Source organism: Donghicola sp. (assembly GCF_025210255.1).
GTDB classification, from domain to species: domain Bacteria; phylum Pseudomonadota; class Alphaproteobacteria; order Rhodobacterales; family Rhodobacteraceae; genus Donghicola; species Donghicola eburneus.
Genome location: NZ_JAOARZ010000016.1, coordinates 1 through 10,972, shown reverse-complemented (window position 1 = coordinate 10,972; position 10,972 = coordinate 1). Strand labels below are relative to the sequence as shown.

Annotated in this window: 10 protein-coding genes and 5 pseudogenes; 8 read left to right on the top strand and 7 right to left on the bottom strand. The window is 56.7% G+C overall.

Features of this window, described 5'->3' with window-relative positions:
• The 5 genes and pseudogenes from N4A58_RS05665 to N4A58_RS05645 all read left to right on the top strand — a co-directional run.
• Window positions 1-118, top strand: a pseudogene (locus tag N4A58_RS05665) (transposase); the annotation flags it as partial.
• A gap of 177 nt (window positions 119-295) precedes the next feature.
• Entirely contained in the window at window positions 296-1,531 is a 1,236-nt protein-coding gene (gene istA, locus N4A58_RS05660; protein ID WP_293708321.1) for an IS21 family transposase, read from the top strand.
• Window positions 1,528-2,370, top strand: a complete 843-nt coding sequence (istB, locus tag N4A58_RS05655) for an IS21-like element helper ATPase IstB (RefSeq protein ID WP_293708320.1) — start codon at window positions 1,528-1,530, stop codon at window positions 2,368-2,370. The genes istA and istB overlap by 4 nt, the downstream gene beginning before the upstream one ends.
• Window positions 2,351-2,641 carry a hypothetical protein gene (locus N4A58_RS05650; protein ID WP_293708319.1) on the top strand — a complete coding sequence of 97 codons (291 nt, stop codon included), beginning with the start codon at window positions 2,351-2,353 and terminating at the stop codon, window positions 2,639-2,641. Before istB ends, N4A58_RS05650 begins: the two co-directional genes overlap by 20 nt.
• A 217-nt stretch (window positions 2,642-2,858) precedes the next feature.
• Window positions 2,859-3,445: pseudogene (locus N4A58_RS05645) on the top strand (IS5 family transposase); the annotation flags it as partial.
• Between the two features lie 389 nt (window positions 3,446-3,834).
• On the opposite strand, the pseudogene N4A58_RS05640 reads toward N4A58_RS05645, so the two are convergent.
• Both N4A58_RS05640 and N4A58_RS05635 read right to left on the bottom strand, forming a co-directional pair.
• A pseudogene (locus N4A58_RS05640) lies at window positions 3,835-4,500 on the bottom strand (IS110 family transposase); the annotation flags it as partial.
• Window positions 4,501-4,607: 107 nt separating this feature from the next.
• Window positions 4,608-4,736 (bottom strand): annotated as a pseudogene (locus N4A58_RS05635) (transposase domain-containing protein); the annotation flags it as partial.
• Between the two features lie 63 nt (window positions 4,737-4,799).
• On the opposite strand from N4A58_RS05635, the pseudogene N4A58_RS05630 reads away from it, so the two are divergent.
• Window positions 4,800-5,024: pseudogene (locus N4A58_RS05630) on the top strand (transposase); the annotation flags it as partial.
• 48 nt (window positions 5,025-5,072) lie between these two features.
• On the opposite strand, the gene N4A58_RS05625 reads toward N4A58_RS05630, so the two are convergent.
• The 4 genes from N4A58_RS05625 to N4A58_RS05610 all read right to left on the bottom strand — a co-directional run bounded on the left by N4A58_RS05625 (window position 5,073) and on the right by N4A58_RS05610 (window position 8,569).
• Window positions 5,073-5,621, bottom strand: a complete 549-nt coding sequence (locus N4A58_RS05625; RefSeq protein WP_293708318.1) for a hypothetical protein — start codon at window positions 5,619-5,621, stop codon at window positions 5,073-5,075.
• A 178-nt stretch (window positions 5,622-5,799) separates the two neighbouring features.
• Window positions 5,800-6,561 carry an enoyl-CoA hydratase/isomerase family protein gene (locus tag N4A58_RS05620; protein WP_293708317.1) on the bottom strand — a complete coding sequence of 254 codons (762 nt, stop codon included), beginning with the start codon at window positions 6,559-6,561 and terminating at the stop codon, window positions 5,800-5,802.
• Window positions 6,558-7,862: a phenylacetate--CoA ligase family protein gene (locus N4A58_RS05615; protein WP_293708316.1), complete on the bottom strand. Its 1,305-nt coding sequence runs from the start codon at window positions 7,860-7,862 to the stop codon at window positions 6,558-6,560. Before N4A58_RS05615 ends, N4A58_RS05620 begins: the two co-directional genes overlap by 4 nt.
• The gene (locus N4A58_RS05610) at window positions 7,859-8,569 is read right to left on the bottom strand and encodes a TetR/AcrR family transcriptional regulator (protein ID WP_293708315.1); all 711 of its coding nucleotides are present in this window, start codon (window positions 8,567-8,569) and stop codon (window positions 7,859-7,861) included. Before N4A58_RS05610 ends, N4A58_RS05615 begins: the two co-directional genes overlap by 4 nt.
• 205 nt (window positions 8,570-8,774) lie before the next feature.
• Between N4A58_RS05610 and N4A58_RS05605 the strand changes: the two genes are divergently transcribed.
• Window positions 8,775-8,918: a hypothetical protein gene (locus tag N4A58_RS05605; protein WP_293708314.1), complete on the top strand. Its 144-nt coding sequence runs from the start codon at window positions 8,775-8,777 to the stop codon at window positions 8,916-8,918.
• 176 nt (window positions 8,919-9,094) lie between these two features.
• Here N4A58_RS05605 and N4A58_RS05600 read toward each other — a convergent pair whose 3' ends face one another.
• On the bottom strand, window positions 9,095-9,592 hold the full coding sequence (locus N4A58_RS05600) for a DAK2 domain-containing protein (RefSeq protein ID WP_293708313.1): 498 nt from the start codon (window positions 9,590-9,592) through the stop codon (window positions 9,095-9,097).
• A 218-nt stretch (window positions 9,593-9,810) separates the two neighbouring features.
• On the opposite strand from N4A58_RS05600, the gene N4A58_RS05595 reads away from it, so the two are divergent.
• Window positions 9,811-10,458 carry an IS6 family transposase gene (locus N4A58_RS05595; RefSeq protein WP_293708312.1) on the top strand — a complete coding sequence of 216 codons (648 nt, stop codon included), beginning with the start codon at window positions 9,811-9,813 and terminating at the stop codon, window positions 10,456-10,458.
• Window positions 10,459-10,972 lie beyond the last annotated feature (514 nt).

Here is a 10,972-nt window from a genome sequence, read left to right as displayed (position 1 = left end):
TGATGATCCGGGTCGGTTCAACCGGACGTCCGATGTGGGCGCTTTTCTTGGGTTAACGCCAAAGCGACATCAGTCCGGCGAGATGGATTGGTCGGGGCGCGTTTCGAAATGCGGTGACGGTGCGGTGCGCGGGCTACTGTTTGTAAGTGGCAGGTTTATTCTCCCCAAAACGGGCAAGTGAATTTTCCCCAGTTGAGGCACTGAGTGGGCAATTCTGAGGGGGCATGCCCCCTCAGAATTGGCTTTCGCCAAAATCTGCCCCGCAATGCTCTCTATTGGATGGGAGGATTGCCGGGTGATCCAACTGAGAGACATTGTGTTGATACATGATTTGAAGCGTCAGGGGCTGAGCGTAAGTGCAATTGCCCGACAGATGGGCTGCGATCGCAAGACCGTCCGTAAATACCTTGATCTTGGACTTGAGCCGCCGATTTATGGGCCGCGCCCCCTTCGTGGGAGCAAGCTGGATGGATACCAGCACTATTTGCAAGAGCGCTTGACCCAGTTTCCGAGGCTGTCAGGGCGACGCCTTTTCCGTGAGATCAAGGAGCTTGGGTATGAGGGCAGCTATTCCACCGTGAAGGGATTTTTGCGAGAGATCCGGCCACCTGCCCAAGTGCCTTTCGAACGCCGGTTCGAGACCCCGCCAGGTCAACAGGCGCAGGTCGACTTCGCCGAGTTTCCGGTCTGCTTTACCGACGAGCCAGATACAGTGCGCAAAGTCTGGCTCTTCAGTCTGGTCCTTGGACATAGCCGCTGGATGTGGGGCCGGTTCGCCGACAGTCAGAACCTGCAGACAGTCCTCCGATGTCACATCGCCGCCTTCGAGGCCTTGGGAGGGGCGCCAGAAGAAATCCTGTATGACCGGATGAAGACGGCGGTCATCGGCGAAGACGCAGCAGGTGTGGTGACGTACAACAGGTCACTCGTGGCCTTGCTGACGCATTACGGCGCTGCCCCTAAGGCTTGTAAACCCTATCGTGCAAAGACGAAGGGAAAAGTTGAGCGGCCTTTCCGGTACATCCGCCAAGACTTCTTCCTGGCACGCAGCTTTCGCAATTTACAGGATCTGAATGCGCAATTCTCCGCATGGCGGGCAACCGTTGCCAACCCGCGTGTTCATGCGACCCCGGGCCGTGTCGTTGATGACGCCTTTGCCCTAGAGCAACCGGCGCTGATCGCCTTACCAGTCCTGCCGTATGATGCTGTGCTCAGTGTGGAGCGCCGGGTCAGCAAGGACGGCATGATCTCGGTCGATGGCAACCTTTACAGCGTACCGGATACAGCACGCAGACGCACGCTGGAGGTCCAGAACCATACGCGGGATATCCGCATCTTCGAACATGGGGTGGAAATTGCCCGACATCCTGTGCTCGAGGGCAAAAACCAACGGCGTGTTGATCCGAGCCATCGCAAAGCCCCTCCGAAGCGGCAGGCCGTGCGCTTGGAGCGGCCGTCAGGCCTCCACCGATCCCTCGACTTTTACGACGCGGTAGGGCGTCGGCTTGCAACCGGACAGGTGTCGCGATGAGCGGGCTTCTGGACCGCGTCCGCGGCGCTCTGGTGGGGCTGAAGATGCCTCGAGCGCTGGAGGCGCTTGATCATACCCTGCATCGCCTCGAGCAAGGAGAAATCACGGCCTTGGAAGCCATCGACACGCTCTTGAGTGAGGAATATACCACGCGTGAGACGCGCCGGATTGATGTCGCACTCAAGACAGCACGCCTTGTCCCGATCAAGACGCTGGAGGGCTTTGACTTTGCCTTCCAGCCGTCGATCGACAGAGAGCGGGTGGCCGCTCTGGCGCAGCTGGACTTCATTCGCAGAGCTGAGGTTGTTCACTTTCTGGGGCCGCCGGGCACAGGGAAATCCCACTTGGCGACAGCGCTTGGGGTCGCAGCCGTCAAAGCGGGGCGCAGTGTGTATCGCGCCACCCTGGCTGAATTGGTCGAAGCCCTGTCGAAAGCCGAACGAGAGGGCCGGCTGATCGAGAAGATCCGCTTCTACACACGCGCTTCACTGCTGATTGTCGATGAGATCGGATACCTCCCAATCACGCAAGGTGGCGCCAATCTGTTCTTCCAGCTCGTTAACGCGCGCTATGAAAAAGGCGCGATGATCCTGACCTCGAACCGTGGCTTTGCGGAGTGGGGTGAAGTCTTTGGAGATCCCGTCGTGGCGACCGCTTTGCTGGATCGTCTCCTCCATCACGCTGTCGTCATGCACATCGAGGGAGCAAGCTACCGACTACGTGGTCATGCCGATCTCATCCCTGAACATGTGCGTGCAAATGCACCCATTGCGCCGCCGCCCCCTCCAAAGCGCAGAGGGCGCCCACCCAAAATCAAAAATGGAGCTGCCAGTCTATAAACCCGCTGACAACCGGGACGCCAAACTGGGGAATTTTAACTTGCCCATTCTGGGGATTTTTGACCTGCCATTGACACTGTTCGAGGCGGCGTCATCCGTGATCCATCAGGTGAAACGTTTCTCGCGGCTGAAAAGCTGGGCTGCGCGACTGGCGGGACGGCGTGGCTTCCGCAAGGCGGCCGTCGCGACGGCTCGCAAAATCGCAGTGCTTATGCTGACGCTCTGGAAAAATGGATCTGACTATCAATGGACAAAGGAGGCCACCGCCTGATCTGAGTTCTCGCGTCTGACGCGGGGAGCGCAGTCCCGACGGGACGGAGGTTGATCGATCTCGCTGTAGAGCATGGGGTGGCCAGGGCCACACCCCGCATAAGACATTGGAGACGATCCGCCGCCGAAAACCATCATGAGGCGCTCAATGCGACCTCGGAGAGAACCATGACCCCAGACGGACATCAACTTCCCACGCTTGACAAGACCGCAATCAGAGAACGCTCTACAATCGTTGGAAGCGGTGGAGCGACCGGGGTGTCTTCGCGCGGATCATGGCGGGGCTGGCCGCTGTGCACGGTGAGGAGACGACCGTGATGATTGATGCAACTTATTTGAAAGCCCATCGTACGGCGTCCAGCTTGGGCGTCAAAAAGGGGGGCGCGGGCGCCTGATCGGCAGAACCAAGGGCGGCATAAATACGAAGTTGCACGCCATCTGCGACAGCCAAGGCCGTCCGATTGACCTGTTCCTGACTGCCGGCCCCGTCAGCGACTACATCGGGGCGCGTGCGCTCATCAGCAGGCTGCCCAAGGTGCAGTGGCTTCTCGGAGATCGCGGATACCATGCCGATTGGTTCAGAGAAGCGTTGCAGGACAAGAAGATACGCCCTTGCATACCAGGCCGGAAGAAACGGAAAACGCCCGTCCGCTACGACAAGCGCAGGTATAAGAGGCGTAACCGGATCGAGATAATGTTTGGTCGCCTCAAAGACTGGAGGCGGGTAGCGACCCGTTATGACCGATGTCCACAAACCTTCTTTTCAGCAATCGCACTCGCGGCAACCGTTATCTTCTGGCTGTGAAACTCAATGAGTCCTGAGCCTAGGCTCTGGAATCATTACCAGTAGTGTCAGCCGTCAGCGCCAATGGGACATTTTAGGTTGATTTGATAAGAGAGGGTTTCTGGCCCATCGTAACCACCAAGGAGTGGATCTATGGACGCCCCCCGCGCAAGGTGTTTTTAAAGATAGTAGCGGCGGCATTGGATGCGTGAATCTATCCGGCCTTTCTTGACGCATTTCAGTTGCTTCTGGCCTCGATGGGATCCGCGTGGTTTCAGTGCCTTCTAAGATGACCGGCCTTTGATGGCCATCACTCCTTACAGGCTTTGAATCGGCGGCCCCTGCCGTTACACCATCGTGTTTCACCTCGCATTCCTAGAAGCCGGAACGCCCGGCACCTATTGCTGTGATTATACGGCTTTATAGTCTTCTCCACTGCGCAACACTGCCCAAGCGATGCGCGCGGTCTTGATGGCGATGGCCACAAGAGTTTTGTTGTGGCCTGCCCGTACAAGTAGGTTTTGCGCCCACTTCGCGCGTTGATCATTTCGGCTTGCTATCCGGATCAAGACGGATCTGGCACCGTGGATGAGTTGGCGCCGCAAGTATTGGTTCCCCCGTTTTCCTATGCCACCGAGCCGAGGCTTGCCACCAGTCGTATACTGCCTTGGAACCAGCCGTATCCAAGCCGCAAGATCCCGACCCGACGAGAAGTGCCGTCCGTCATCAATAGCAGCGACCATTGCTGTTGCAATCACCGGTCCAACACCGGGAAGGGTCGATAGGCGTTTACAGCGTGCATCCTTTCTGCAGATCATGACGAGCTTTCTGTCGATCTCATCGACGCGCTTATCCAGCGCTTCGAATTCGGAGATCAGGGCAGTGAAGTTCTGCTTTGCCAGAGTTGACAGGCCTGCTTCAGCGACAGCATTCCTGATGTCTTTCCGGAACTGACAAGCACCAACCGGAATGACAACGCCATATTCCGCCAGAAGGCCGCGGATGTGGTTTATCAATTCTGTTCGTTGTGTAATGAGCCGATCACGTGTTCGATGTAACATTTGCAAGTCCTGTTGATCGTAACGGCTCCACTAGGACCACCCGCCTGGGATGGATCTGATATCTCAAGCGAAGTCATTATTTGCGTCAATACCGGCGCCACATGGAATTGTTGGCGGGGACGTCAGACTTCGTGCGCGTTCGCGGCAATCCAGTTCCATGGGAGCAATTCGTCTAACCGATTGATGTTATGGTCATGGATACGACGCACGGTGTCCGTGAGGTAGGCCTGTGGGTCAAGACCGTGAATCTTGATCTTATTGCGCATATCGGTAAATGTTTTTCCTTGTGATTACAGATATTTAGATTCGCTGTCATGTCAAAGCCTGCCAACACCCCTTACCGCAAAACGAATTGGTCTGACTATAACGCCTCCCTGAAGCGGCGAGGCTCGTTGTCCATCTGGCTCAATCCGAACTTGTCTTGGAACGCAGACTGAAGTGGCAGGCGCGGTCGCCCCGACACCATCTCCGATAGCGCCATTGAGGCCTACCTGACGCTGAAAGTGTTGATTGACCTACCGCTTCGCCAGACGGTCGGTAAGCACCGCGTTCACGTCAAGGAATGATTATTCCACCCAAAGCTGCGCTTAAATTGGCGTCACAGTATAGGCACCGACATGTGCATATTTCAGGTTGGGAATGTAGAATTGCGTCGCGCCGCCGGCCAGCCTGCTCCCTATGCCACGCGCCTCAACCGTTGCATCGCGCCGGTTCGAGGATGTCGGGTTCTGGACCCGGGGCTGGCTTTTGAAGCCGCCGAACCAAGCATAAACTGGATCGGACAACTTGATTTCCAGAACATAGGCCAGTGAATTCCAGTCCTCGCTTACCGCTGAAGTGATCCGTCCGTATTCCCTTAACGTCACACCCGCCATCCTGGCAAAGCGCCTTTTCTCGTCCAGTCCAGGGTCATGTTTGAAGGGCTTGGTCGGCGACCACCAAGGGCTCATATCGTCTGTTTTCTGGGGCGGATTGTGCCGCGTTATCGTCCGGTAGCCGTTGAATTTGTAGATGCTCATGCCCGGAGGCAACAGTTCCTTTGTCGGGTTCCCGAACGCCAACTGGAACGCAGCGCCAACCCTGCCTTCGTCCAACAATGCAACCTGCGACCAGTCGAGATTTTGGTTAAGGATCATCGGCTATCCCTGAGTGTACGAATGTTCTGGAATGCAAAACGGCAACTCTGGACAATCTTCGAGAGTAGAACAGCCAATCCATCACTCTGGCAACATAAAACCACCCAAATTACCAATTCCGCTCTTTCATTCAAGAAGTCTGCCTAGATAGCGTAGAGCAAGTCCTTCTGGTTCGCCGCTAGAAATCCTTTAGCAGCCGGGTCGTTTCTGGGTCGAGGAACCCTGCAACAGTCGCTTCTGTTTCCAGATGAAGCGCCTGGTGCAGTCCGCCGGCTGTCGCCTGGTTCAGCACCCGTTTCATCGCCCGAGTGGAGAGTGTCGGTAGCGCCGCCAGTTGAGATGCCACCGCAGCGGCCTCAGCCATCAACGCGTCATCCGGCACCACCTTCCAGGCAACACCGATATCTTTCAGCTCTGCCGCGGAATATCGCTGACCGAGGAACAGCATCTCGCGGGCCTTCACTGGGCCGACGATACTGGGTAGGATCGACGTCACTGCGCCCGTTACAAAGAGGTTCAGCGACACCTCGGGGAAAAAGCCTTTGGCACTCTCTGCCCAGATCGGAAAGTCACAATTGATCGCCCATTCGAAACCTCCGCCGACGGCCCAACCGTTGATCGCACCGACGACAGGCTTTGCCCCCATAACGATGGCGACCGTCGCACGCTGGATCACGTCAACGAAGGCACGAGCCTCTTTCTCGGTTTCGGGCTGGACATGCTCGTGCCGATCATCGCCCGCGCAAAAAGCGCGCCCTTCACCCGTCAAGATTATGGCTCGGGTGCTGGCGTCGCGATTGGCGTCGTCAAACGCAACCGAGATCTCATCGATCAGGCGGCGGTTCATGGCGTTCATGGCATGCGGCCGGTTGAGTGCTATCGTTCTGACGCCTTCAGCGGTCATTTCCGAGCGAATAGTTTCATAAGTAAAGCTTGTCATTCATAGGTCCTGATAACGCGTTTCGTTTTGCCTTCGGTTCGCGGGAATGTCGCGTGCGGGACGATCTGCACCCGGATCGTCGCTCCCAGCTTTTGCTTGAAGCGCTCTTCGATACGCCGCGATAGCGTGCCGTCATCCTGTCCGTCCGCGGCCATCTCTGCCTGCACAGGAAGCACGTCATATGGTGGTGGCGCGTCCAGAACGATCCGATAGTCGCCCGACAATTCCTCAAAACTTGCCACCAAGGCGGCCACCATGGTCGGAAACATGTTCAGGCCCCGCACGACCACCATGTCGTCCGACCGACCGATCACCCGAAACCGGAAGCCAGCACAGCCGCAGACGCAGGTCTCCGTGTTCTCGACCCGGATTATGTCGCCCGTGCGGAACCGGACGAGCGGTTGGCATTCACGAACTAGATGGGTCAACACCAGTTCGCCTTCGTTCCCAGCCGCAACCTCCTTTGGCATGCCGCTGTCTGGATCGATCAGTTCCACATGTAGAACATCATGGGCGACGAAATGCAGCGCCGTGTCGTATGCGCATTCAGAAGCGAAATTGCAGAACACATCCGAAACGCCGTAGTTCGCATTGCGCGGTTGCATCCCCCATGTATCGCTCAGGCGTTTGCGGAATCCCGGATCATCAATGCCGGGTTCCCCCCCGAAAAGGCCCAACTTTAGCCCGAGATCACGGGGGACAAGATGCGGGAATTTCGCGGCGATGACCTGTTCCAGAACAGCGGGATAGGAGGGCGTGCAGGAGATCGCGGAAATCCCGGTTTCCAGTATCGTGTTGATCAGCAACTCAGTCGACCCGACGCCGAATGGCACGACGGTTGCGCCCGTGCGCTCCAAAGTCAGGTGATCGGTCAGTCCGCCCATCCACATCTGGTAGTTAAGGCAATGGACTACCATCGTGCCTGCTTTCAGCCCTGCAAGAGATTGCGCCCGACCACCGACGATTTCGGTGATGTCGCAATCCCGCGCGCTCATTGCAAGGTTCATCGCTTGTCCGGTGGTTCCCGATGTTCGGTGAAGCCGGCTGATCTTTTCGGGTGGCGCTGCTAAGTAGTCACCGAAGGGGAGCGATGCAGGCTGAGACAGCCGTAGCCCCGCCTTGTCAGAGAACGGCAAATCGGCAATGTCCTCCAATCGGGCGGGCGGCCTTTGCCCGTCCCAGAGCCTTTGGTAGAAGGCCGAGTTTTCGGCAACATAAGTGCTTTGCAGTTCCCAAGCCTGTTGCCGGTGCTGCGCGATGTCGTCCAGTGGCAAAAGGTGCCCGTCCTGGAGCAAGCTCATCCCTTCATGCCTTTCATCCAGATGTCAGTAAGTGTGGCGATCACCGCTTCAGGGTCCTGCGAGATAGAGGCGATCCACGGGTCTTCGGTAACAAAAAGGGCGGTGAGATACTGATCGACCATGCCTCCAAGCGCATAAGCACGACGCATCATTTCGTCTTCGTTTGAAAATCCGGCCTGGCTCTGTCTTTTCAGGGACCGAACAACGATTTCTGCCCAATCGTTGTTTAGACGCTGGAATGTCGCACGCGCCTCAGGAAAGGCGTCAATGCCCATGATGAGGCATTTCATCAACCCGGCATTTGCTTTGAACAGTGCGTAATAGGCCGCAGTGGTATCACGGACGGGTGCCTCGCCTTGCCGCGCGGCCGACCGTATCAGGATTTGAACATAATCGACAAAGAGGCCAAGCACCTCGGCCAGGATCGTGTTCAGATTATCGAAGTAGACGTAGAAAGTTCCATGGGCGACGCCTGCGGCCTTGCACAGACCCGAGACTGTGAGGCGATCAAATGGCTCTGACGCAAGAAGCTCAGCGCAGGCCACCATCAAATCCTTTCTTGTGCGCTCTCCCTTACGAAGGCTTTCCCGGTCGCCGACAAGCCAATTGCAGAACTCGCTCTGAGCGCGGTCGTGTTCCGCGGGCTGAATTGAAAGGCTATTCATTCTCTCGCTATTCTCTGGTCGAATACGGGACGCTCTGTCCATGTCTCTAATGTTAGTTGGTCGGCAGTCGGTGCCCACCGCGGGGCTGGTAAGATGTTTGCCGAGACTTTTTTGGTTCTCTGCAACACAATTCCAAGCAACACTATGCTGGTACAAAAATGAAACTGATGTCAATTTTATTTATTTTCTGATCTCGCCATGGGCATTGCCATTTGTGGACTGCTCCTGTTTTGCAAGGGCAACCGACATGATGATGATCTTTGCCGCCGCAGCCGGAACACCCCGTGGCATTGCCAGAGTGTCAAAGCTCGACAACTTGATAGGGATCCAGCTCGCGGACTTCATCAGGGCCAGCGGTCAGACGAACCGCACCAAAAGGCCGGACAAATGACCGCTACGCAAAAAGATTAAAATCATGAGGAAAACTCTTTTAAAACAGGAGCAGTCCACAAATGGCAATGCCGTGCGGCGAAAGTCCGCGCTTGTCTAGCGCGTCAGTCGGTTTCAAATTTCGTGAGTATTCCACGGGGCCGAACTATGCCGCCCCCGTGATCGCACCGTATCAGGTCAGAGTGCTTTAAGGGCCTTCATCCAGACGACGGCGGCGGCGGCTCCGCCGTCTGGAATGCCAACTGCCCTGTCGCCAAGGTAGGCGGCGCATCCTGCTCCGGCGCACATGGCCTTAGTCGCTTCATGGCCCACCTCAGCAGCCTTGATCGCTTCCGCCCAAGACTGTTCCAGCGACTGCCCCGCTTCGGCAGCGAATATGAATGCATCCGAGCCAGGGCGCAGGGCGTCGACCATGGTGCGGTCGCCGAGTTCGCAGATCGCCGTAACCGCCTCATCGAAAGCGGTGGCCCACTCCCGTGCCGAAAGTGTGCCATGCCCGCCGACCGCACGGGCCGCGCGCAGGAGTGCCTTGGCGTAGAAAGGACCAAAACTGCCCCCTATAGCCTTGCGCAGGGCAACCGCCAAGCGTGCAGCCGTTGCCGGCAGAGGAGAAGCTGTCCGATGACAGCGCCCGGACAGCCTGTGTAGCGCGCATCGTGCTCTGCCCCAGGTCACCGTCCCCAGCGCGGGTGTCGAGATCGGTCAGTTCTGGTTCGGCAGCAAAGAGCGCGTCCGCAGCGGCAAGCGCCGCCGTGTGGACCGCAGCACCACCATTACTGGTTCTGTCGCAAACTTTGTATTCCGTTTCTGCGTGATGGCCGATATGCCGTTGCGCAAAAAAGCAGGCGGGCAGATTGGCGACAAGTTTTAAAGGGGTGCATTGTCCCTAGAGCGTGATCCTTTACGCGGTGTACTTCTATGTCAGATACGCGGTTTCTTACCGTGATCTGGAGGAGATCATGGCAGAGCGTAGTGTCGATGTTGACCATGCGACACTGAACAGGTGGGTGGTGAAACTTTCGACAGACCTCGCAGCCGAGGCACAAAAGCAAAAGCGTCAGACAGCCAACTCGTGGCGGATGGATGAAACCTATGTCCAGGTCAAAGGCCAGTGGGCCTATCTTTATCGTGCCGTTGATCGGGACGGCCGAACCCTTGATTTCATGCACTCTGCAAAGCGGGACAAGGCTGCCGCACGCCGTTTCTTCAAACGTGCGATTTCAAAGAATGGCACACCTGATCGCGTTGCCGTCGACAAGAGCGGCGCCAATTTGACGGGGCTTCAGGCCGTGAACTTAATCCGCAAATTTACGGGCAGCGGACGGTTGATCCGGATCATGCAGAGCAAATATTTGAACAACATGATCGAACAGGACCATCGTTTCATCAAGCGGATCACGCGCCCAACACTTGGCTTCAAAGCGTTTCACTCAGCAGCTGCGACGCTCGCTGGGATCGAAACCGCGCACATGATCCGTAAAGGTCAAATCGCCGCGAATGGGATAACGGGCTTCCAGCAATTCGCCTCCCTCGCAGTATAGGCGTGTCCGCAGTTTGCGACAGAACCATCAGATGCGATGCAATACTCGTGTCCGTTTCATTTGCTTAATCAACATAATTCTTATTATGCGTGGTCCGCATTTACGCCGGGCACATTCTAGAATGGGTTGCGACACCTCCTCTATCTTGCTGAAAGAGCAAGGAGAACAGACATGGCGCATACTGAGTTGGATTTGCGAGAGAGGCGCATCATTGAGGACATGCTCAACGCAAAATTTTCGATCAGTTAAATTGCCACCGAGCTTGGGAGACACCGCTCAACAGTCTATCGCGACATAAAGCGGAACTTTTACACCGACGACGAGCTGTCGAATCTCAGTGGTGACTACGGTGTAATCGCACAACCGCAAGCTGAAGCTCGGCGTGCGCGGCGGCGGAAGCTTATTCGTCTTCCCAAGCTTCGGCAGGCCGTTATCACCCAGTTAAAAGAAGGCTGGTCCCCCGAACAGATTGCCGGTCGGCTTGCATTCGAAGGACATACCATTCGTGTCAGCC

Coding starts and splice junctions, on each gene's coding strand:
- istB (WP_293708320.1), top strand. CDS start 1,528: ATGAGCGGGCTTCTGGACCGCGTCCGCGGCGCTCTGGTGGGGCTGAAG.
- N4A58_RS05650 (WP_293708319.1), top strand. CDS start 2,351: ATGGAGCTGCCAGTCTATAAACCCGCTGACAACCGGGACGCCAAACTG.
- N4A58_RS05625 (WP_293708318.1), bottom strand. CDS start 5,621: ATGATCCTTAACCAAAATCTCGACTGGTCGCAGGTTGCATTGTTGGAC.
- N4A58_RS05620 (WP_293708317.1), bottom strand. CDS start 6,561: ATGACAAGCTTTACTTATGAAACTATTCGCTCGGAAATGACCGCTGAA.
- N4A58_RS05615 (WP_293708316.1), bottom strand. CDS start 7,862: ATGAGCTTGCTCCAGGACGGGCACCTTTTGCCACTGGACGACATCGCG.
- N4A58_RS05610 (WP_293708315.1), bottom strand. CDS start 8,569: ATGGACAGAGCGTCCCGTATTCGACCAGAGAATAGCGAGAGAATGAAT.
- N4A58_RS05605 (WP_293708314.1), top strand. CDS start 8,775: ATGATGATGATCTTTGCCGCCGCAGCCGGAACACCCCGTGGCATTGCC.